Source organism: Pararhizobium sp. PWRC1-1 (genome assembly GCF_049897905.1).
Lineage (GTDB): Bacteria > Pseudomonadota > Alphaproteobacteria > Rhizobiales > Rhizobiaceae > Pararhizobium.
The window spans coordinates 46,922-67,859 of record NZ_JAFCXE010000023.1 but is presented as its reverse complement, the minus strand read 5'-3'; the positions used below and the strand labels follow the sequence as shown (position 1 = coordinate 67,859).

Sequence of the window (20,938 nt, the reverse complement as noted above, 5' to 3'; positions counted from 1 at the left end):
GCGCGACCTCCCCCTCAAGGGGGAGGTATGCAGACGCCGGCGCATTGAGCGCAAAATCGTGTAATCTGAAATCACATCCAGCCAGCGCCTTCGGGCTTGCTGGTGATGGCATGCGCGGTGGGGACCGGCAGCGCAGGCCTTGCCGCATATCGCGGCGATCGACGAAAAACGGGTCGGAGCGGCAAAAGCCATGAGCAGCGCCATATCGTCTGAGGACAGCATGCAAATTTCGGCGCGGCCGAGACGCTGGCATATCCTTGTTTTCCTGTTGCCGGCTTTCATCGTCTATTCCGCCGTGATGATCCTGCCGCTGGTCGAAACGTTGCGCCTGTCGATGTTCAATACCGTGGACGGGCAATCGACATTCGTGGGCTTCGCCAATTTCCAGGTCCTGTTCGGCAATGAGCGCTGGGCGGCGGATTTCTGGAGGGCGCTGAAGAATAACTTCGTCTTCTTCGCGATCCACATGCTGGTGCAGAATCCGCTCGGCATCGCGCTCGCCGCCATGCTGTCGATCCCCAAGCTCAGGCTCGCCGCCTTCTACCGCACCGCCATCTTCCTGCCGACGATCCTGTCCTTCGTCATCGTTGGTTTCATCTGGAAGCTGATCCTGTCGCCGATCTGGGGCATCACGCCGTTCTTCATGGATCTCGTCGGCCTGAAGGCCTTCTTCGGACCCTGGCTGGGCAAACCGGGCTCGGCATTGATCACGGTCTCGCTGATCTCCGTCTGGCAGAATGTCGGCATTCCGATGATGCTGATCTATGCCGCTCTTCTGAATATTCCGGACGAAGTGATCGAAGCTGCCGAGTGCGATGGCATCACTGGCTGGAGCCAGTTCTGGAAGATCAAGCTGCCGTTGATCCTGCCTGCGATCGGCATGGTCTCGATCCTGACCTTCGTTGGCAATTTCAACGCGTTCGACTTGATCTACACGGTGCAGGGTGCGCTGGCCGGGCCGGACGGGGCGACCGACATTCTCGGGACCCTGCTCTACCGCACCTTCTTCGGCTTCCAGCTTCAGCTCGGTGACCGTTCGATGGGCGCGACCATCGCCACCGTCATGTTCCTGATCATCCTTGCCGGCGTCTCGCTGTATCTCTTCGGCATTCAGCGGCGTGTTCGCCGCTACCAGTTCTAAGGGGGACGGATCCATGTCAAAAGCACGCATCTCACCACTGCGCTCCGGCTTCGTTCACCTGGCACTGGCCGGTTATACGGTGATCGCGCTGTTTCCGGTTGTCCTGACGATCATGAATTCGCTGAAAGACAAGAACGCGATCTTCCGCACGCCGCTGGCTTTGCCGACGGCGGAAACATTCAGCCTGATCGGTTACGCGACGGTGCTGAAGCAGGGCGATTTCATCGGTTACTTCCAGAACAGCCTGATCGTCACGGTCGTGTCGATCTTCTTTGCGCTGCTGTTCGGCGCGATGGCGGCCTTCGCGCTGTCGGAGTATCGCTTCCGTGGCAATATGTTGCTGGGGCTCTATCTTGCCATCGGCATCATGATCCCGATCCGCCTCGGCACGGTCGCCATCCTGCAGGGCATGGTCGCGGCCGGTCTGGTCAACACGCTGACGGCGCTGATCCTCGTCTATACCGCCCAAGGCCTGCCGCTCGCTATCTTCATCCTGTCGGAATTCATGCGCACGGTCTCGGATGATTTGAAGAATGCCGGCCGTATCGACGGCTTGTCGGAATATGCGATCTTCTTCCGGCTCGTTCTGCCGCTGGTCCGTCCGGCCATGGCAACCGTTGCCGTCTTCACGATGATCCCGATCTGGAATGATCTCTGGTTTCCGCTGATCCTCGCTCCGGGCGAAGCCACCAAGACCGTCACGCTCGGCTCCCAGGTGTTCATCGGTCAGTTCGTCACCAATTGGAACGCAGTTCTCGCCGCCCTGTCGCTGGCGATCTTCCCGGTCCTTATTCTCTACGTCATCTTCTCGCGGCAGCTGATCCGCGGCATCACCGCAGGAGCAGTCAAGTAATGAGCAAACCCGTTCGCGTCCTCGTCGCCGGTCTCGGCAATATGGGCCGCAGCCATGCGCTGGCCTATCACAACAATCCCGGCTTCGAGATCGTCGGCCTCGTCAATCGCTCGAAGCCGGTGCTCGCGCCGGAACTTGGCGGCTACACGATCCATCCGGATTTCGCGACGGCTCTCAACGAGTTGAAACCCGATCTTTGTTCGATCTGCACCTATTCAGACAGCCATGCCGACTATGCCGTCATGGCCTTTGAGGCAGGCTGCGATGTCTTCATCGAAAAGCCGCTGGCAACGACGGTGGCCGATGCCGAGCGCGTCGTGGCGGCAGCGAAGAAGGCGGGCAAGAAGTTGGTTGTTGGCTATATCCTGCGCCATCATCCGTCCTGGATCAGGCTGATCTCCGAAGCCCGCAAGCTCGGCGGACCCTATGTTTTCCGCATGAATCTCAATCAGCAGTCCAGCGGCCCGACCTGGATGACGCACAAGTCGCTGATGGAAACTACCCCGCCGATCGTCGATTGCGGCGTGCATTATGTCGATGTCATGTGCCAGATCACTGATGCCAAGGCCGTCGAAGTGCGCGGCATGGGCCTGCGCCTGTCGAATGAAATTGCCGCAGGCATGTATAACTATGGCCATCTCCAAGTGCTTTACGAAGATGGATCGCTCGGCTGGTACGAAGCTGCCTGGGGTCCGATGATCTCGGAGACCGCCTTCTTCGTGAAGGACGTGATGTCACCAAATGGTTCGGTTTCGATCGTCATGGATCCGAATGCCAAGTCCGATGACATCGACACGCATACGAAGACAGCGGTCATTCGTGTTCACAAGGCCGAAACTGGTGCGGACGGCAAGTTCGTCCACAAGGACGAAGACCTGAAGATGGATGGCGAGCCGGGACACCAGGAACTCTGCGATCTCGAGCAGGCCTATGTGTTGAAAGCCATCACCGAAAACATCGATCTTGAACGACACATGGACGATGCCGTCCAGTCGCTGCGCATCTGCCTTGCTGCCGATGAGAGCGTGCGTACCGGCCAGCCGGTCAAACTATAACGAAGCATGTCCCGTTCCGCTGCCTGTCAGCGGGACGAAAGCCATATGCGACAACGAAAAAGGGCGCCTCACTTGGGATCACTGAATCTGAAATCCATCCGCAAGGCCTTCGGTAATCACGAAGTTCTCAAGGGCATCGACCTCGAAGTGAAGGATGGCGAATTCGTCATCTTCGTCGGGCCGTCTGGCTGCGGCAAATCCACCTTGCTGCGCGTCATCGCCGGCCTTGAGGATGCGACCTCCGGCAGCGTCCAGATCGACGGACAGGAAGTGGTCAACACGCCCCCCGCCAAGCGCGGCATTGCCATGGTGTTCCAATCCTACGCGCTCTACCCGCACCTGACGGTGAAGGACAATATGGGGCTTGGCCTGAAGCAGATGGGTGCTCCCAAGGCGGAAGTCGATGCCAAGGTCGCCAAGGCATCGGGCATGTTGTCGCTGGAGCCTTACCTTGCCCGCCGCCCGGCCGAACTGTCCGGCGGCCAGCGCCAGCGCGTCGCCATTGGCCGCGCCATCGTGCGCGAACCGAAGCTGTTCCTGTTCGACGAGCCGCTGTCCAATCTCGACGCAGCACTGCGCGTCAATACGCGTCTTGAGATCGCCCGGCTGCATCGCAGCCTGAAAGCGACGATGATCTATGTGACGCATGATCAGGTCGAAGCAATGACGCTGGCGGACAAGATCGTCGTGCTCAATGCCGGCCAGATCGAGCAGATCGGTTCGCCGATGGAACTCTACAACAAGCCGGCCAATACCTTCGTCGCCGGTTTCATCGGCTCGCCGCAGATGAACTTGGTCGAAGCCAGCAGGCTTGGCGATGGACAGGCCAAAACTGTCGGCATCCGGCCGGAGCATATCACGCTGTCGCGCGAAAATGGCGACTGGAAGGGCAAGGTCATCCATGTCGAGCATCTCGGTGCCGACACGATCCTTTATCTTGAAACCGAGGTCACCGGGCTGCTGACGGTTCGCCTGTTCGGTGAGCACCAGTACGATGTCGACGATGTCGTCTACGCCACGCCGGACAAGGCATCTATGCACCGTTTCGGCGCCGACGACCGGGTTCTGCGCTGATTTCGAAACGGGATTGTATCCGAACGTTGACGAAAGTTATCGTTCGGTAACGTTTCATTGTGCGCTGCATCATCGGCTTGCGCTGCCCCGGATTTTAACATACGTATCTGTTTGTATAATTGATGCGTCGGTGGTTCTGTCCCGGAAATCCTTCGTATCACATTGATTTTCATGAACTTCCAGCAGCAGCTGATCTCCTTGAAGAAAGATGATCGGCCGTGTGGCTGGACTTGCGTATGGAACCAAAGATGCGGATGAACCGACCGATATTGGCTGCAACAGTGGCTGGCCTGATGATTATTTCGGGGTGCCAGAAAGAAGACGGCGAGAAGCAGGCGGCTCCGTCCTACCCGCCGCCGCAGGTCTCGGTGATCACAACGAAAACCGAATCTTTGCCGATCACCAACGATCTGCCCGGACGCATCGCCGCCACCCGCATCTCGGAAGTGCGTCCGCGCGCCACCGGCATCGTCATCGAGCGCGTGTTCGAGCAGGGCTCGCATGTGAACGCCGGCGACGTACTTTACCGGATCGATCCGGCGTCGTTCAAGGTTCAGGTCGAAAGTGCCGAAGGCACCTTGCGCCGCGCCAAAGCCGTCCAGCTGCAGGCCAAGCAGGCGGCCGATCGCCAGGAACAGTTGAAGAAGTCCGGCGTCGCTACCGGTCAGACCTATGATGATGCGATTGCACAGTTGGCGCAGGCCGATGCCGATGTGGCGATTGCAGAGGCGGGCCTCGCGAGTGCCCAGCTCAATCTGCAATATACCAATGTGACGGCCCCGATCAGCGGCCGTATCGGCCGTGCGCTGATCACCGAAGGTGCGCTCGTCAGTGCCAATGGCTCGGAAAACCTCGCAACAATCCAGCAGCTCGATCCTGTCTACGCCGACTTTACCCAATCCGCGACCGACCTCATCCGCCTGCGCAAGGCGCTGCAGGACGGTGCATTGGCGGGCGACAAGAACGAAGCCAAGGTCAATCTGGTGATGGATGACGGCAGCCCTTATCCGCATGCCGGAAAGCTGCTGTTCTCGGAAGCAGCCGTCGATGAGACGACTGGCCAGGTAACGTTGCGTGGTGAATTCCCCAATCCGGATGGTGATCTGCTGCCTGGCATGTATGTCCGCGTACTGGTCGAGCAAGGCGTCGAAAAGAATGCCATCGCCGTGCCGACCCAGGCCGTGCAGCGTGATACGTCGGGCAATGCGCAGGTCTATGTCGTCAAGGACGACAAGACGGCCGAACTGCGCACCGTGTCTGCCGGTCATGTGCTTGGCGATAAGTGGATCATACGCGACGGCCTGAAGGCGGGTGACAAGGTCATCGTCGAGGGCTTCCAGAAGGTTCGCCCGGGTGCGCCTGTCGAACCGACGGACTGGAAGTCAGCCGATGCCAAGTCCGCAGCCGATGCGCAGCCTGCCGACGCAAAATCGGCGGATGCGAAGCCTGCTGGCGAAAAGACGGTTACGGATGGCGCTGCCGCCAAGCCGGCGGAAGACGCCAAGCCCGCCGAACAGGCGAAGTGAGGATCTGATCGATGCCTAGTTTCTTTATCGACCGGCCGATCTTTGCGTGGGTCGTCGCGCTTTTCATCATGATCTCCGGTATTATCGCGCTGCCGTTGCTGCCGATTTCGCAGTATCCGAACGTTGCGCCGCCGCAAATCTCCATCAACACCAGCTATCCCGGCGCGTCGTCGGAAGAAACCTACCAGAGCGTGACGCGGCTCATCGAAAATGAGTTGAACGGCATCGAGGGCATGCAGTATTTCTCGTCGACGTCCAGCGCCGCGGGCAGTGTATCGATCAACGTGACCTTCACTCCGGGCACCGATTCCGGCGATGCCTCGATCGACGTGCAGAACCGCGTTCGCCGCGTCGAGGCGCGCCTGCCCGATGCCGTGCGCCAGCAGGGCATCGAGGTCGAAGAGGCCGGCTCCGGCTTCCTGATGATCCTCGCGCTCACATCCACGGACGGATCCATGGATGCGGTTTCGCTCGGCGATTATCTCAGCCGCAACGTGCTCAACGAAGTCCAGCGCGTCGAAGGCGTCGGCCGGGCCCAGATGTTTGCGACCGAGCGCGCCATGCGCATCTGGCTCGATCCGGACAAGATGCGTGGCCTCAACCTGACGGCCGGCGACATCAATGCTGCGATCACCGCACAGAATGCCCAGGTTGCATCCGGCAGCATCGGCGCTCAGCCGAACCCGATCACCCAGCAGATCAGTGCCCCGGTCCTCATCAAGGGCCAGCTCACCTCGGCTGAAGAGTTCGGGGCGATCATCCTGCGTGCCAATCTCAACGGCTCCGCCGTCCGCCTGCGTGACGTCGCACGCATCGAGATCGGCGGTCAGGATTACAGCTTCTCGACACGCTTGAACGGCAAGCCGTCCGCCGCTATCGGGGTGCAGCTGACGCCGACCGGTAACGCGCTTGCCACCTCCACGGCCATCAAGGCACGCATGGATGAATTGGCAACCTTCTTCCCGCCAGGTGTGGAATATTCCGTTCCTTACGATACGTCGCCCTTCGTGGCGATCTCGATCGAAAAGGTTCTGCATACGCTGCTCGAAGCCGTGGCTCTGGTGTTCCTGGTGATGTTCCTGTTCCTGCAGAACATCCGCTACACCATCATTCCAACGCTCGTCGTTCCCGTCGCACTGCTGGGCACGTGTGCGGCCATGCTTGCCATGGGCTTCTCGATCAACGTTCTGACGATGTTCGGCATGGTGCTTGCCATCGGTATTCTCGTCGACGATGCGATCATCGTCGTCGAAAACGTCGAACGCATCATGTCCGAAGAAGGGCTGACACCGAAGGAAGCAACGCGCAAGGCGATGAAGCAGATTACGGGCGCCGTTATCGGCATCACGCTGGTTCTGTCGGCCGTGTTCATTCCCATGGCCTTCTTCCCCGGCGCCGTCGGCGTCATCTACCAGCAGTTCTCGCTGACCATGGTGGTCTCCATCCTGTTCTCGGCACTGCTTGCCTTGACGCTGACGCCGGCACTGTGCGCCAGCTTCCTCAAGCAGGTTCCAAAAGGTCACCATCACGCCAAGCGTGGCTTCTTCGGCCTGTTCAACCGCGGCTTCGACAAGGCCTCGCACGGCTATAGCGGCTGGGTCGCAGGCATGGTCACGCGCACATGGCGCTTCATGCTGATCTATGTCGTGCTGCTCGGCGGGTTGGCTTATCTGTTCATGCAGCTGCCGTCGTCCTTCCTTCCGGATGAAGACCAGGGTTTCGTCATCGTCAGCATGCAGCTGCCATCGGAAGCCACCGGAAACCGCACGACCGAGGTTATCGAGCAGACAGAAGCGATCTTCAGCAAGGAACCGGCTGTCGAGCGGATCATCGCCATCAGCGGCTTCTCGTTCTCCGGTACCGGCCAGAATGCCGGCCTCGCCTTCGTGACGCTGAAGGACTGGTCAGAACGTGGACCGAACGATGTCGCCTCCGTCATCGCCGGCCGGGCATCCGGCGCCATGTCCCAGATCAAGGATGCGATCAGCTTTGCGCTGTCGCCGCCGCCGATCCAGGGTCTCGGCACCTCCAACGGCTTCGAGTTCCGCTTGCAGGATCGCGGCGGGCAGGGATCTGCGGCACTTGCGGCAGCGCGTGACCAGCTTCTCGGTCTTGCGGCGCAAAGCCAGGTCATCTCTGGCGTTCGTGTTGACGGCCTGCCGGATGCGGCACAGGTCAACCTGCTGATCGACCGCGAAAAGGCCAATACGTTTGGTGCTGCCTTTGCTGACATCAACTCGACGATCTCGACCAATCTCGGTTCGTCCTATGTCAACGACTTCCCGAATGCCGGACGTCTGCAGCGTGTGACGGTGCAGGCTGACGAAAACCGGCGCATGCAGACGGCCGACCTTCTGAAGCTCAATGTCCGAAACAGCAATGGCGGCATGGTGCCGTTGTCGGCGTTCGCCAGCATCGAGTGGACGAGCGGCCCGACCCAGACGGTCGGCTATAACGGCTATCCGTCGGTTCCGATCAGCGGCCAGGCCAATGCGGGCTATTCCTCCGGTGAAGCGATCACCGAAATGGAACGCCTGTTCAGCCAGCTGCCTCCAGGCTTCGGCTACGAGTGGACGGGCCAGTCGCGTGAGGAAATCGCATCGGGCACCCAGGCACCACTTCTCGTGGCGTTGTCCTGCCTGCTGATCTTCCTATGCCTTGCAGCTCTCTATGAAAGCTGGAGCATCCCGGTAGCCGTGATGATGGTGGTGCCTCTCGGCGTCATCGGCGCAGTTCTGGCCGTGACCCTGCGCGACATGCCCAACGACGTGTACTTCAAGGTCGGCCTGATCGCGATCATCGGGCTATCGGCGAAAAACGCCATCCTGATCATCGAGTTCGCCAAGGAGCAGATGGAGGCCGGAAAACCGTTGCTGGATGCCACCATCGAGGCGGCGCATCTGCGCTTCCGTCCGATCCTGATGACCTCGCTGGCCTTCACCCTCGGCGTGCTGCCGCTGGCGATTGCCACCGGCGCAAGCTCGGGTAGCCAGCGCGCCATCGGTACCGGTGTCATGGGGGGCATGATCTCGGCGACGGTGCTGGCGATCTTCTTCGTGCCCGTCTTCTTCGTGTTCGTGATGAAGCTGTTCCGGAGAACGACGTTGAAGCCGATCGGTGCCGAAACAGCCGTTACGCCGGCAGAATAATGGAAGCGGCCCGCCACAAGGCGGGCCTTTTCCTGGGTGAGGAGGCGTCATGCGCAGAACAAAAGCCGAGGCGGAAGAGACCCGCAACAGCATTCTCAGCGCAGCGGAACGGGTTTTCTTCGAGAAGGGCGTTTCGAATGCATCGCTGGACGACGTCGCCAAGGCAGCAGGGGTGACGCGCGGTGCGATCTACTGGCATTTTTCCAACAAGACCGATCTTTTCCTCGAGCTCTACAATTCCGTGCCGATGCCGCAGGAAGATATGATCGCCCGCGAGATCGAAGAGCCGGGATCCGATGTACTCTGTTACATCGAGCGGGCGGCGGGAGACTGGCTGGACGAGATGGCTGGGGACGAGCACCGCCAGCGGATCCTGACAATTCTCCTGCGTTGCCCTTATGGCGAGGATCTCCTGCCGGTTCTGGAACGGCAGCAAGAAGTCGATGACAGGCACGTTGCGCTGCTGGAGAACGCCTTCACCAAGGCACGCAGCGAGGGTTATCTCAATGCAAACTGGACGGCCCAATCGGCAACAAAGGCTCTGTGGTGGATGATGGGCGGGTTGTGCAGCGAATGGCTTCTCTTTGGCCGCCGTTTCGATCTGGCGGTCGAAGGCAAGGAAGGACTGAAGCGTTTGTTTGGCAGCTTCCGGCAGGTCCCGGCAATCATCGAGGCCCCGACGGTCTCCTGAGACGATTCAACCTTTTCATTGCAGCATAGCCAAGAAGCCGCGACGCAAGTCGCGGCTTCTTGGCGTCAGTGCGCTTCGTCCCAGTTATGCGCGGCCCGTGCATCGACCTTCAGCGGCACCCTCATGTCGAGCGCCGGCATCGCCGCGTTTTCCATCACCGAAACGACCAGCGGGATGGTGCGCTCGACATCGGCGTCCTCGACCTCGAAGATCAGTTCGTCGTGGACCTGCAGGAGCATACGGGCACGCTGCGACAGGCCAGCCTGTTCCAAAGCGGGCTCCATCTTCACCATAGCCCGCCGGATGATATCGGCGGCTGAGCCCTGAATCGGTGCGTTGATCGCTGCACGCTCGTTGAAGGCGCGGTGCGAAGGGTTGGATGAGCGGATGTCCGGATAGTGCGCTCGGCGGCCGAAGATGGTTTCGACATAGCCGTTTTCGCGGGCAAACGCCTTGGTGCTTTCCATGTAGTCGCGGATGCCGGGAAAGCGCTCGAAATACTTCTTGATATAGTCGCCGGCTTCCGAGCGTTCGATCGACAGCTGGTTGGCAAGGCCGAAGGCCGAGATGCCGTAGATGATGCCGAAGTTGATCGCCTTGGCGCGGCGGCGGATCTCGCTCGGCATGCCCTCAACCGGCACGCCGAACATTTCAGATGCCGTCATCGCATGAATGTCGATGCCATCGGCAAAGGCCTGCTTCAGCTGCGGAATCTCGGCGACATGGGCAAGCACCCGTAGCTCGATCTGGCTGTAGTCGGCCGAGACCAGCTTGTGGCCCGGCGTCGAGATGAAGGCCGTGCGGATCTTGCGGCCTTCGGCGGTGCGCACCGGAATATTCTGCAGGTTGGGTTCCGAAGAGGAGAGACGCCCCGTGGTCGTGGCAGCCAACGCGTACGACGTGTGGATGCGTTTCGTCTCCGGGTGCACGAAGCCCGGCAGGGCGTCGGTATAGGTTGATTTGAGCTTGGTCAGCTGACGCCAGTCGACGATCTTGCGCGGCAGCTCGTGGCCTTCCAGAGCCAGTTCTTCAAGCACCTGCGCCGATGTTGACCACTGTCCCGTCTTCGTCTTGGCGCCCCCCGGCAGGCCAAGGCGACCGAACAGGATGTCGCCAAGCTGTTTTGGTGAGCCGATATTGAAGCTCTCGCCGACAAGCGCGTAAATTTCGTGTTCGAGACCGGCAGCCCCCTGCGCCAGTTCACCCGACAGCCGCGACAGGATCTGCCTGTCGATGGTAATGCCGCGTTCTTCCATCCGGGCCAGAACCGGCACCAGCGGTCGTTCAAGGCGCTCATAGACGGCATTGAGGTTCTTGGCGGCCAGACGCGGCTTCAGCACCTGCCAGAGCCGCAGCGTCACGTCGGCATCCTCGGCCGCATAGGCGGTCGCCTTGTCGATATCGACATAATCGAAGCTGACTGCAGATTTGCCACTGCCGGCGACATCCTTGTAGGGGATCGGCTGATGGCCAAGCCATTTTTCCGACAGCGAATCCATGCCGTGCGTGCCGGCGCCGGCATCAACCACATAGGACATCAGCATCGTGTCGTCGAAGCCGACAATGCTAACACCGTGACGCTTCATCACCAGATAATCGTATTTAAGATTCTGCGCGATCTTGAGAACCGAAGGGTCCTCAAGCAGGTCCTTCAACCGTTCCAGCGCGTCTGCGGCCGGGATCTGGTCTGGCGCGAGCTTCACCCCGTCGCTGAAAAGATCGTTGCCGCCAGTCTTGTGGAGCAGCGGTACATAGGCGGCGCGGATATCGGTGCCGGACGGGTTCTTGCTGTTATCGGCAATCGCCAGCGAGAAGCCGACCAGTTCGGCCTGCATCGCATCGAGCGACGTGGTTTCGGTGTCGAAGGCGACAATGCCGGTCTCGCGGGCAGCCGCAATCCAGGCGTCGAGCGTCGCCAGATCGCGGATCGCCACATAGGTGCTGCGGTCGATCTTCGCGGTCGCAAAGAGTTCGGCGCGGGCCTGCGCCAGCGCCTGCGGTGTCGCAGCCAGCGGGCCGCCGTCCGGGATGGCGCCGAGAGACGTCGCCGCAGCTGCAGCACTTCCGGCCGCCGATGATTTTGCAGACGACAAGGCGGATGGCGAAGACGGGGAGGCCAGGTCGCCCTTGTCGAGATCGGGTCCGCGCGCCTGTGCACCCCACTCGACCGGGACGGCCGCGGGCTCGACGGCATCCGCATCGGTCTCCGTCGCAGCCGCGACCCGGCGGGTCAGTGTGGTGAATTCCATCGTCTTCAGGAAGGCGACGAGTTTTGGCCCGTCCTGCGCATGCAGCTCGAAATCGTCCAGCGGCACGTCGATCGGCGTATCGGTCTTCAACGTCACCAGCTCTCGCGAAAGCTTGGCAAGCTCGGTATTGGCGATAATGTTTTCGCGGCGCTTCTGCTGTTTGATTTCGCCTGCGCGGGCAAGCAGCGTATCCAGATCACCGAACTCTTCCAGCAGCTGCGCTGCCGTCTTCGGGCCGATGCCGGGAATGCCCGGCACGTTGTCGGTGCTGTCGCCGGTCAATGCCTGAAGGTCGATCATCTTTTCCGGCGGCACACCCCATTTCTCGATCACTTCCGCGATCGAGATCTGCTTGTCCTTCATGCTGTCATACATCGACACATTGGCGGTGACGAGCTGCATCAGGTCCTTGTCGGAGGAGATGATCGTCACATCCGCGCCGGTGGCCTCCGCCATCCGCGCATAGGTGGCGATTAAATCGTCGGCCTCGAAACCTTCCTTTTCGATGCACGGCAGGTTGAAGGCGCGCGTTGCGTGGCGGATCAGCCCGAACTGCGGGATCAGATCTTCCGGCGGCGCGGTGCGGTTTGCCTTGTACTGATCATAGAGTTCGTTGCGGAAGGTCTTGGAGGAATAGTCGAAAATGACCGCAAAATGGGTCGGTGTCACCCCGACCGAAGTGTCGCGCGCATCAGTCAAAAGCTTCCACAGCATGTTGCAGAAACCGGAGACGGCATTGACCGGCAGGCCATCCGATTTCCGGTTGAGCGGCGGGATGGCATGAAACGCCCGGAAAATGAACCCGGAGCCGTCGACGAGGAAGAGATGATCACCTTTTTTCATGGCGACAAGGGATAGCGCGGGCCGCGATGGCCGTCCATATTTCATTCCGGAGCGGCGAGGAATTTTACGCGATTGCTTGACGTTTTGCCGTGGAAATTGCGTGGCAGAGGGCCTGCCATTCAAAGGCGCGCGGCAGGGTGTTGAACTCTGCCGCGCGCTTTTGTTAGCCGCGCTGGGAGTCGAGCTGCTCGTGATCGGTCACGACCTGTTGAGCCCTGGCGTAGCTTTCGATCAGCAGCTGATAGGCCGGGAAGATCTTGGTGTAGATTTCCGCCCAATCCTGCGCATCGGCGCGGTGCCAGGTCTTCTGCAACTCGGAAGCCACGGCGGCCATGTCCATCGGCACGACACCGGCCTGGACGACGCGCGCAAGCGTGATCTCCTCGGCCATTTTCGAATAGGTGCCGGATGCGTCGATCACCGCAAACACCTTGTAGCCGTTATGCACGGCGGCGATCGCCGGAAAGGCCATGCAGACGCTGGTAATGGTGCCCGCGATGATCAGTGTCTTGCGGCCGGTCGCCTTCACGGCCGCGACGAAATCGGCGTTGTCCCAGGCGTTGATCTCGCCCTTGCGGGCGATATAGGTCGCGTGCGGGGCGTTTGCGTGGATTTCGGGGATCAGCGGGCCGTTCGGACCTTGCGGTACGGAGGCTGTGGTGATCACCGGCATCTTGCAGAGCGTGGCCATCTTGGCCAGCGCAGCAGCGTGGTTTCGCAGGACCGGCATCGGCATGTCGCCGATGGTCTGGAAGAGGCCGCTCTGGTGGTCGATCAAAAGCATCACGGCGTCGTCGGCATCGATAACCGGTTTCTGGCCGTTGAAGTTTGCGATGGTATTTGGCGTTGTCATGGAAATGTCCTTTCTGGGATATGCGGGTGGGTTCAAGCGCAGCGTTTAGTCGGCCTTGTCATATGAAAACTGGATGCCGGCGGTTCCTCCGGTTTCGATGAACAGGTTCATGAAGGCGGGTACGGTAGCGGAACGCTGCCAGTCGCGCTGCAGCTCGCAGAACAGCTGGGGCACGCTGATCATCTGGCCGCCCGCCTGCTCGATGCGGCGAAGAGCGGCTTCATGCGCCGCGACCGATGTGCCGCCGACGGCATCGATGGGAACATAGACCTCGTAACCTTCCCTGAGCGCATCGAGCGCCGGGAATGTCAGGCAGGCCTCCGTCCAAAGGGCCGTCATGATCAGCTTTTTGCGGCCGGTCTTCTCAACGGCCTGTCTGAATTCCACATCCTCCCAGGAGTTGATCGTGGTGCGGTCATAGGTTGGATATTCGCGTAGAACCTTGCTGACTTGTGAGATCGGCGGTTTGTTGAGGCCGGTCTTGACGTTGACGGTCGAGTGCACGATCGGCAGACCGTAGGCGACTGCGGCCTTGGCGGCGCCGGCAATGTTGTTGACAAGCAATTGCCGGTCCATGGAGGCGATCGAGTTCACCTGCACCGGTTGATAATCGATAATGATGAAGCGGAATTCTGCGGTGTAAGCAGGTGATCACTGGCGGGGTCGCGGATCTTTTCGCTGGTCATGGCGTGTTTCCTTCCGTTCAAGGCTCGCTTGATGATTTGAAGGCTTCGCCTTCATCGCCCGGGGATGCGAGCAGTTTTCCCAAAGGGGCGAAAATCGTATCTGGCTAGGTCGTAGAGATCGGCGTTATGCTGCGCTGATCGCGCCGAAGCCGCCGCTGCGGAAATCGGTCATCGCCTGCCTGATCTCATCGGCGGTGTTCATCACGAACGGCCCTTGCATGACGACAGGCTCATCGATCGGCGTGCCGCCCAGGATCAGGACGGATGCGTCGGTTGATGCTTCCAGCGTGATGTCGCCGCCCGTTCTGTCCAGCAGGACAAATTGAGCTTCTCCGGCGGTCGCGTCATTGATGGCGACCGTGCCCTTCAGCACGACAACGGCGGCAGTATATCCCTCTGGCAGGGATAACGAAGCACTTCGGCCTTCGTGCAGCCGCACGTCCCAGAGATCGATCGGTGTGAAGGTCTGGGCCGGCCCGCGGTGACCGTCGTATGTGCCGGCGATCACCCGGAGAGAGCCGGCACTGTCGGGCAGTTCCACCGATGGAATGTCGCCGCTGAGCAGGCTCTGATATCCTGGCGCAGCATTCTTGTCCTTGGCCGGCAGGTTGACCCAGAGCTGCACCATCTCCAGTGTCCCGCCCTTGCGGGTGAAGGCCTGCGAGTGGAATTCCTCATGCAGAATACCGGCGGCGGCCGTCATCCACTGCACGTCGCCCGGCCCTATGATGCCACCGCTGCCGGTCGAATCCCGATGCTCAACCTCGCCGCGATAGACGATGGTTACTGTTTCAAATCCGCGGTGCGGATGGACCCCGACACCGCGCGGCGTGTTCGCCGGTGCGAACTCTGCAGGACCGGCATAATCAAGCAGCAGGAAGGGGCTGACATGGTCGCCGTGCATGGCATGTGAAAACAGCGAGCGCACCGGAAATCCGTCTCCGACCCAATGCGGTGCGGGATTGCTATAAACCCCGAGAACCTTTCTCATGATCTTTCTCCTTGTCGCTTTGCTTTTGATGCAGCGTGTTGGGAGAAAATACTGCCGCCACGGTGATGGCAGTAGATCGGCAATTCGGGTTACTCTGTCCTGAAAATAGGACAATCAAATCCATGCAGGACCTCAACGACCTCCGATTTTTTGTCGATGTTATCAAACAGGGCGGCTTTGCCGCCGCCGCTCGAAAGCTCGGCGTGCCAAGATCAAAACTCAGCCGCCGCATAATGCAGTTGGAAGAGCGCCTCGGCGTTCGGCTGATTCAGCGCTCGACGCGGCAATTTGCGGTGACCGATATAGGCCGCGAGTACTACCGCCATTGCCTGGCCATGACGGTGGAGGCTGACGCGGCGCAAGAGGTGATCGACCGCACGCGATCCGAGCCGCAGGGCATTGTGCGCATCAGTTGTCCTTCGTCGGTGATCTATTTTCAGCTCGGTGAGATGATTGCCCGTTTCATGGCCAAGCACCCCAAAGTGGAAGTGCTGCTCGAAAGCACCAACCGGCGTGTCGATGTGATTCGCGAAGGTTTGGACTCGTTATCCGTGTGCGTTTTCCGCCACTCGATGACAGTGATCTTGTGATCCGCAAATTGGCGGAGAGCACCCAGCGACTGGTTGCCAGCCCGGCTCTTCTGCAAGGGTTGTCCCGCGCCGCAGTCCCCGCCGATCTTGCCATGCTGCCGAGCCTTGCCTGGGAACCGATGAAACTTGAGCACGATTGGTGTCTCGATGGCCCAAACGGTGCATCAGCCACCGTCCGTCATAGTCCCCGGTTTGTCACGGAAGATATGATTGCCCTGCGCTTTGCAGCACTTCGCGGCGTTGGTGTCTGCCAGTTCCCGACGTTCATGATCAGAGACGACGTGCAGGCAGGCAGGCTGGCGGATATCCTTCCCGATTGGGCTCCACGGGCGGGCATCATCCACGCAGCCTTTCCATCCAGACGCGGGCTGCTTCCTTCGGTGCGAGCGCTTCTGGATTTCCTTGCGGATGAATATTCAAGCGTTGATCGATTGGAGGGTTCCAACGAACAATCGCTGTCCGTCGAGGTAAACCGACAGTGAGAAAAAGGCGCCTTTTGGTCATTGAAGAGCTGTTTTTGGGTAAGAGTAGACACTCTATTCTCAAAAGTGAGGGCCCTCACAGGAACGTTACCAATTTGTAATGCGCCGGGTCGGACGAGTCCCTTGAAAAGCCACATTTGGGACCACAAATAATAACCAACGGCACCTGAACACGCCGTCATCTGGTCAAAGGCCTGTCCCCCGCCGAAGCCAGATGTAAGGACAAAGGCCTATCCCCCCTCTCCGGGCCTTTGTCCAATTTATAACAACAACCGCCGTGGCCCCGCCTCCGCCATGGCGGTTTTTGTTTGTATATCCTGCAGATTTCAAATCAGCGTGAAAACGTATTGCCTGCCGGTCCATCGGCCGCAATGTAACTTGTGTTCCAGCTTGGGGAGAGGTACCCATAGACATGGCCTTCGACCGTATGGATTCAGCAACATACCTGTCCAGCCTTCTGGCGAAAAGCTTCTCCCGCGCCCTGCAGGAGAGAGGCCAGAAACTCGGCTTTGCCCCCGGCCAGTTTCCGGTTCTCCTGGAATTGTGGAGCGAAGAGGGGCTGACCCAGAAACAGTTGCTCGACCGCCTCGATATCGAGCAGGCAACGATGGCCAATACTCTGGCCCGGATGGAGCGGGACGGATTGGTCCTGCGGAAAAAACATCCGACCGACAGGCGCGCACAGCAGATTTTCCTGACCGCCAAGGCAAGAGAGATGGAGCGGGAGGCGAAAGAGGCAGCACTCGCCGCCGACCAATCCCTGTTGTCCGGTTTTCGTCATTTCGAACGGGAACTCATGCTCGAATATATGCGCATGGCGATCGCCAATGGTGCGCAGAACTGACACCTTTCGCCGTTCCGGCATGGTGACCATCCATCGATCAAACCATCGATCAAAATATTTTGCCTAAAGCGACGCCAATCTTTGTCTACAGCGCCGCGCGTCATTTCATGACGCGCGGCGCTGTAGCACTTTAACTGGCTGCATAATTCTCCCTTAAATCGATTCCGATTTGAGGAGTTATGCAGTAGGTTCCGCCGCGACAACAAGGATTCCGACATGACAGACACGGCCAGCATTCTCACCCGCGCAGACGACAATCTCCCAAAAAGCCTCGAACGGCTTTTCGATCTGGTCCGTATCCAGTCGATCTCCACCGATCCTGCCTATAAGGCTGAATGCCGCAAGGCGGCGGAATGGCTCGTTGCCGAGTTGACGAGCCTGGGTTTCGAAGCGTCGGTGCGCGACACGCCCGGCCATCCGATGGTGGTGGCCCACCATGCAGCCGGCAAGGCCGGAGCGCCGCACGTGCTGTTCTACGGTCACTACGACGTCCAGCCAGTCGATCCGCTCAATCTGTGGGACACGGCTCCGTTCGAGCCATCAATCAAGGAACTGGATGGCGGCCGCAAGGTCATTACGGGGCGTGGAACGGCTGATGACAAGGGCCAGCTCCTGACCTTCGTCGAGGCATGCCGCGCGTTCAAGGACGTCAACGGCGCGTTGCCGTGTGAGGTCACTATCCTGTTCGAGGGCGAGGAAGAATCCGGCTCGCCGTCGTTGAAGCCGTTCCTGGAAGCCAACGCCGCCGAGTTGAAGGCCGACTACGCGCTGGTGTGCGATACCAATATGTGGGACCGGGACACGCCGGCGATCTCTGCTGGCCTGCGCGGTCTCGTCGGCGAGGAAATCGTCATCACCGCTGCCGACCGTGATCTGCATTCCGGCTATTTCGGTGGCGCTGCCGCCAATCCGATCCATATCCTGTCGCAGATCCTCGCCGGGCTGCACGACGACACCGGCCGCGTCACATTGGATAGTTTCTATGAAGGCGTTGAGGAAACGCCTACGCAGATCAAGGCCGCCTGGGACACGCTGGGCATGACGACGGAAAAGTTCCTCGGCGAAATCGGCCTGTCGATTCCGTCGGGTGAAAAGGGCCGTTCGGTCATGGAACTGACCTGGGCCCGGCCGACGGCTGAGGTCAACGGCATCTGGGGCGGCTATACCGGCGAAGGCTTCAAGACCGTGATCGCGGCGCAGGCATCCGCCAAGGTTTCCTTCCGCCTTGTTGGCGCGCAGAACCCCGAAAAAATCCGGGCGGCATTCCGCGCCTATGTCACCTCGAAAATCCCGGCCGATTGCTCGGTCGAATTCCACAAGCATGGCGGCTCGCCGGCAATCCAGCTTCCGTACGATTCGGCCCTGCTGAACACCGCAAAATCGGCCCTTTCGGATGAATGGCCGAAGCCTGCGGTTCTGATTGGCATGGGCGGCTCGATCCCGATCGTCGGCGATTTCCAGAAGATGCTCGGCATGGAATCGCTGCTGGTGGGTTTTGGTCTGTCGGACGATCGCATTCATTCGCCGAACGAGAAATACGAGCTTCAGTCCTTCCACAAGGGCATCCGTTCTTGGATCCGGATTCTCGACGCGCTCGCGGCTTAAGGGCCATCGTTAACGGTTAGCACCCTTGACCGGGCCGGTCGGGGGTGTTCTTTTCGTGCAGATGACATTTTGCCAGCTACAGATTTCAAGTATAATCGCCTCATGAAAACGGTACGCAAACTTGCCTGGCCGCTGATAGGTCTCGCCGCGATCGTGTTTTCGCTTTATGGCCTCTATCACGAGCTTCACGGCCTTTCGGCCGCCGATTTCATGGCGAGCCTGGAGGCCGTGTCGCTCAAAAGCTGGATATTGGCCGCGGCCGCGACGCTGGCCGCCTATGCGGCGCTCGCGGCTTATGATCACCTGGCGCTCGAGCATCTCGGCCACAGGATCTCTCTCTGGTTCATTACCGTGTGTTCCTTCACGGCCTATGCGCTGTCGCATACGGTCGGCGCCTCGGTCTTTTCCGGTGCCGTCGTGCGTTATCGGGCGTATGGATCAAAGGGCCTCACGGCTGGGGAAACCGGCATCCTCGTCGCGTTCTGCTCTTTCACATTCGCGCTCGGCACGCTGATGCTGGCAGCCATCGTGCTTCTGGTCGAGCCGGAAATCACCGCCCGTTTCGCCACCTTCCTGCCGATCGGCGCGTCCATTTCCACCGGGCTGATCATTCTGGCGCTGATCGCGCTCTATGTCATCGGCAGCCTCGTCGGGTTCCGGCCACTGAAAACCCGCTGGTTCAGGCTTGAGTATCCAAAACCGTCGCTGGCGCTGCGCCAGTTGCTGATTGCCCCCGTCGAGTTGATCGCAGCTGCCGCCATCATCTATTTCGCCCTGCCGGAGGCCGGCAATCCCGGTTATATGGTGATCCTCGGGGTATTTCTCGCCTCGTTCTCGGCGGCGCTTCTCTCCCATGCTCCGGGCGGCCTTGGCGTGCTGGAACTGGTGTTCATCGCTGCCTTGCCGGAAATGGATCCGGCAGGCGTTCTCGCCGGTCTTGCCATCTTCCGCCTGTTCTACCTGATCGTTCCATTCCTGATCGCGCTCACCGTCGTGGTCATTTTCGAGCGTGGCCAGTTCCTTGCTGGCCGCAAAGCCGAGGCCGGCGAAAACAACGGCCCCTGACCCAGTCCTTGCCCTATGACGGCGAATGGCAGACTTTCGGCAGCGCTTTTTCCAGGGGGCCTGCGACCTTCTCAAGCTCCGCGCTTTCGATATGCAGCGGCGAGAATGGCGGTTCCTGAATGGCAGAGTTGACGATACGGGTGATGTAGCAGCCAGCGAAGACCTTTTCCTTGCCGCCTTTTTCCGTTGATTTGATCGCCACCGGAACCGGAGCATAGATACTGCCGGCGGCCCCCTCCTGCGTCACGGAACCGATCAACACCTGAACATCCACGGTCTTTGCATAGCCCTCTACAAACGTTTCGTAGCTATCGACCGGATCGCTGAAATAGCTATAGGCGCGGGCATATTCCTGACGATTGATGGCGTTGTAGAGCGAGCGGACAAGAGCCGGACCGTCCGAGCGGTCGTCGATATAAGCCGCCTGATCTTGGGCGCCGGCGTGAAAGGCGGACACGGCCAGGACCGCAGCTGTCGAAAGAGAAACGAAAATGGCTTTCATGCACACGACTCCTGTTGTTCACAGCAAGTTTCAGTGCGGATGAGGCGATTTGAAGGTCCAGCCCAGCATCAGCCAAACAAAAACCGCGCCACCCAAGCCGGGCGTTGGGAAAAAGCATGACGCAGAAAAACAAAAAGGCCGGGAAAACCCGACCTTTCACAACGCGCTTCGACACTCCTGCCAGTACATCCGTGGTCAACCGCGGAAGCGCATTTCTCCGGCGCGGATTATCGCGCCAGATTTGTATTAAGCAGCCTGCAGGTTGTCTGCAGACATCTTGCCGGACTTGCGGTCCTTGACGAGCTCGAAGCTGATCTTCTGGCCGTCATTGAGGCCACGCATACCAGCGCGCTCAACAGCAGAAACGTGTACGAAAACGTCCTGGCTGCCGTCGTCCGGCTGGATGAAGCCGAAGCCCTTTGTGGAATTAAACCATTTTACTGTGCCAGTGGCCATAACGATCCCTTTCTCTAGCAAATTATGTTGAACCATCCCGTAAAACGTTACGGAAAAGCTTTTGTTCGAATCTGAAGGAAAGTTCGTCCGATTGCGCACAAGTCGCAAAAACCAAAGTCATCTAACAAATATCGACCAAAGCTCAAATAGGTTACCGAGGGCCGTCAGTCAAGTTTTATTATTCATCTTTCAGCTGTAGCATTGTTTTTATTGAGTTTTATGAGGCGAAATCGAGAGCAGGAACACAGTCTTTTTTGATTTGGCAGCAGAAGTTAACCGTGGC

15 protein-coding genes and 2 pseudogenes are annotated in these 20,938 nt (G+C 59.6%); 11 read left to right on the top strand and 6 right to left on the bottom strand.

The window, feature by feature from the left end; genetic code table 11:
• The first annotated feature begins 190 nt into the window (after nt 1-190).
• From ACP7E0_RS27600 to ACP7E0_RS27570, 7 genes are all read left to right on the top strand, one after another.
• Nucleotides 191-1,141 (top strand): carbohydrate ABC transporter permease, encoded by a 951-nt coding sequence (locus tag ACP7E0_RS27600; RefSeq protein ID WP_426129657.1) that lies wholly within the window; start codon nt 191-193, stop codon nt 1,139-1,141.
• Nucleotides 1,142-1,154: 13 nt separating this feature from the next.
• Entirely contained in the window at nt 1,155-1,994 is an 840-nt protein-coding gene (locus ACP7E0_RS27595; RefSeq protein WP_426129655.1) for a carbohydrate ABC transporter permease, read from the top strand.
• Nucleotides 1,994-3,049, top strand: coding sequence for a Gfo/Idh/MocA family protein (locus ACP7E0_RS27590; protein WP_426129654.1), 1,056 nt, complete (start codon nt 1,994-1,996; stop codon nt 3,047-3,049). Before ACP7E0_RS27595 ends, ACP7E0_RS27590 begins: the two co-directional genes overlap by 1 nt.
• 72 nt (nt 3,050-3,121) lie before the next feature.
• Nucleotides 3,122-4,123, top strand: a complete 1,002-nt coding sequence (locus ACP7E0_RS27585) for an ABC transporter ATP-binding protein (protein WP_426129653.1) — start codon at nt 3,122-3,124, stop codon at nt 4,121-4,123.
• Nucleotides 4,124-4,359: 236 nt separating this feature from the next.
• The gene (locus tag ACP7E0_RS27580; RefSeq protein WP_426129651.1) at nt 4,360-5,649 is read left to right on the top strand and encodes an efflux RND transporter periplasmic adaptor subunit; all 1,290 of its coding nucleotides are present in this window, start codon (nt 4,360-4,362) and stop codon (nt 5,647-5,649) included.
• A gap of 11 nt (nt 5,650-5,660) precedes the next feature.
• Nucleotides 5,661-8,798, top strand: coding sequence for a multidrug efflux RND transporter permease subunit (locus ACP7E0_RS27575; protein ID WP_426129649.1), 3,138 nt, complete (start codon nt 5,661-5,663; stop codon nt 8,796-8,798).
• Nucleotides 8,799-8,847: 49 nt separating this feature from the next.
• Nucleotides 8,848-9,489: a TetR family transcriptional regulator gene (locus ACP7E0_RS27570; RefSeq protein ID WP_426129647.1), complete on the top strand. Its 642-nt coding sequence runs from the start codon at nt 8,848-8,850 to the stop codon at nt 9,487-9,489.
• Nucleotides 9,490-9,554: 65 nt separating this feature from the next.
• On the opposite strand, the gene polA is transcribed toward ACP7E0_RS27570, so the two are convergent.
• The 4 genes and pseudogenes from polA to ACP7E0_RS27550 form a co-directional block, all read right to left on the bottom strand.
• Nucleotides 9,555-12,581 carry a DNA polymerase I gene (gene polA / locus ACP7E0_RS27565; protein WP_426129645.1) on the bottom strand — a complete coding sequence of 1,009 codons (3,027 nt, stop codon included), beginning with the start codon at nt 12,579-12,581 and terminating at the stop codon, nt 9,555-9,557.
• Between the two features lie 163 nt (nt 12,582-12,744).
• Nucleotides 12,745-13,434 carry an isochorismatase family protein gene (locus ACP7E0_RS27560; protein WP_426129643.1) on the bottom strand — a complete coding sequence of 230 codons (690 nt, stop codon included), beginning with the start codon at nt 13,432-13,434 and terminating at the stop codon, nt 12,745-12,747.
• Nucleotides 13,435-13,479: 45 nt separating this feature from the next.
• Nucleotides 13,480-14,120, bottom strand: a pseudogene (locus ACP7E0_RS27555) (hydrolase).
• Between the two features lie 124 nt (nt 14,121-14,244).
• A complete protein-coding gene (locus ACP7E0_RS27550) occupies nt 14,245-15,111 on the bottom strand; it encodes a pirin family protein (protein WP_426129641.1) in 867 nt (288 codons plus the stop codon).
• Nucleotides 15,112-15,233: 122 nt separating this feature from the next.
• Here ACP7E0_RS27550 and ACP7E0_RS27545 point away from each other — a divergent pair.
• The 4 genes and pseudogenes from ACP7E0_RS27545 (at nt 15,234) to ACP7E0_RS27530 (ending at nt 19,697) form a co-directional block, all read left to right on the top strand.
• A pseudogene (locus tag ACP7E0_RS27545) lies at nt 15,234-16,183 on the top strand (LysR family transcriptional regulator).
• Nucleotides 16,184-16,595: 412 nt separating this feature from the next.
• Nucleotides 16,596-17,027 carry a MarR family winged helix-turn-helix transcriptional regulator gene (locus ACP7E0_RS27540; protein WP_426129639.1) on the top strand — a complete coding sequence of 144 codons (432 nt, stop codon included), beginning with the start codon at nt 16,596-16,598 and terminating at the stop codon, nt 17,025-17,027.
• Between the two features lie 216 nt (nt 17,028-17,243).
• On the top strand, nt 17,244-18,632 hold the full coding sequence (locus ACP7E0_RS27535; protein WP_426129637.1) for a M20/M25/M40 family metallo-hydrolase: 1,389 nt from the start codon (nt 17,244-17,246) through the stop codon (nt 18,630-18,632).
• Nucleotides 18,633-18,734: 102 nt separating this feature from the next.
• Nucleotides 18,735-19,697: a lysylphosphatidylglycerol synthase domain-containing protein gene (locus tag ACP7E0_RS27530; protein WP_426129635.1), complete on the top strand. Its 963-nt coding sequence runs from the start codon at nt 18,735-18,737 to the stop codon at nt 19,695-19,697.
• A 13-nt stretch (nt 19,698-19,710) separates the two neighbouring features.
• Here ACP7E0_RS27530 and ACP7E0_RS27525 read toward each other — a convergent pair whose 3' ends face one another.
• Together ACP7E0_RS27525 and ACP7E0_RS27520 are read right to left on the bottom strand one after the other, a co-directional pair.
• Nucleotides 19,711-20,199, bottom strand: coding sequence for a hypothetical protein (locus ACP7E0_RS27525; protein ID WP_426129633.1), 489 nt, complete (start codon nt 20,197-20,199; stop codon nt 19,711-19,713).
• Nucleotides 20,200-20,445: 246 nt separating this feature from the next.
• Nucleotides 20,446-20,655 carry a cold-shock protein gene (locus ACP7E0_RS27520; RefSeq protein ID WP_056338617.1) on the bottom strand — a complete coding sequence of 70 codons (210 nt, stop codon included), beginning with the start codon at nt 20,653-20,655 and terminating at the stop codon, nt 20,446-20,448.
• Nucleotides 20,656-20,938 lie beyond the last annotated feature (283 nt).

What these genes read in the sequence shown, in the direction of transcription:
- ACP7E0_RS27600 (WP_426129657.1), top strand. Translation starts at nt 191, where the DNA reads ATGAGCAGCGCCATATCGTCTGAGGACAGCATGCAAATTTCGGCGCGG.
- ACP7E0_RS27595 (WP_426129655.1), top strand. Translation starts at nt 1,155, where the DNA reads ATGTCAAAAGCACGCATCTCACCACTGCGCTCCGGCTTCGTTCACCTG.
- ACP7E0_RS27590 (WP_426129654.1), top strand. Translation starts at nt 1,994, where the DNA reads ATGAGCAAACCCGTTCGCGTCCTCGTCGCCGGTCTCGGCAATATGGGC.
- ACP7E0_RS27580 (WP_426129651.1), top strand. Translation starts at nt 4,360, where the DNA reads ATGGAACCAAAGATGCGGATGAACCGACCGATATTGGCTGCAACAGTG.
- ACP7E0_RS27575 (WP_426129649.1), top strand. Translation starts at nt 5,661, where the DNA reads ATGCCTAGTTTCTTTATCGACCGGCCGATCTTTGCGTGGGTCGTCGCG.
- ACP7E0_RS27570 (WP_426129647.1), top strand. Translation starts at nt 8,848, where the DNA reads ATGCGCAGAACAAAAGCCGAGGCGGAAGAGACCCGCAACAGCATTCTC.
- polA (WP_426129645.1), bottom strand. Translation starts at nt 12,581, where the DNA reads ATGAAAAAAGGTGATCATCTCTTCCTCGTCGACGGCTCCGGGTTCATT.
- ACP7E0_RS27560 (WP_426129643.1), bottom strand. Translation starts at nt 13,434, where the DNA reads ATGACAACGCCAAATACCATCGCAAACTTCAACGGCCAGAAACCGGTT.
- ACP7E0_RS27550 (WP_426129641.1), bottom strand. Translation starts at nt 15,111, where the DNA reads ATGAGAAAGGTTCTCGGGGTTTATAGCAATCCCGCACCGCATTGGGTC.
- ACP7E0_RS27540 (WP_426129639.1), top strand. Translation starts at nt 16,596, where the DNA reads ATGGCCTTCGACCGTATGGATTCAGCAACATACCTGTCCAGCCTTCTG.
- ACP7E0_RS27535 (WP_426129637.1), top strand. Translation starts at nt 17,244, where the DNA reads ATGACAGACACGGCCAGCATTCTCACCCGCGCAGACGACAATCTCCCA.
- ACP7E0_RS27530 (WP_426129635.1), top strand. Translation starts at nt 18,735, where the DNA reads ATGAAAACGGTACGCAAACTTGCCTGGCCGCTGATAGGTCTCGCCGCG.
- ACP7E0_RS27525 (WP_426129633.1), bottom strand. Translation starts at nt 20,199, where the DNA reads ATGAAAGCCATTTTCGTTTCTCTTTCGACAGCTGCGGTCCTGGCCGTG.
- ACP7E0_RS27520 (WP_056338617.1), bottom strand. Translation starts at nt 20,655, where the DNA reads ATGGCCACTGGCACAGTAAAATGGTTTAATTCCACAAAGGGCTTCGGC.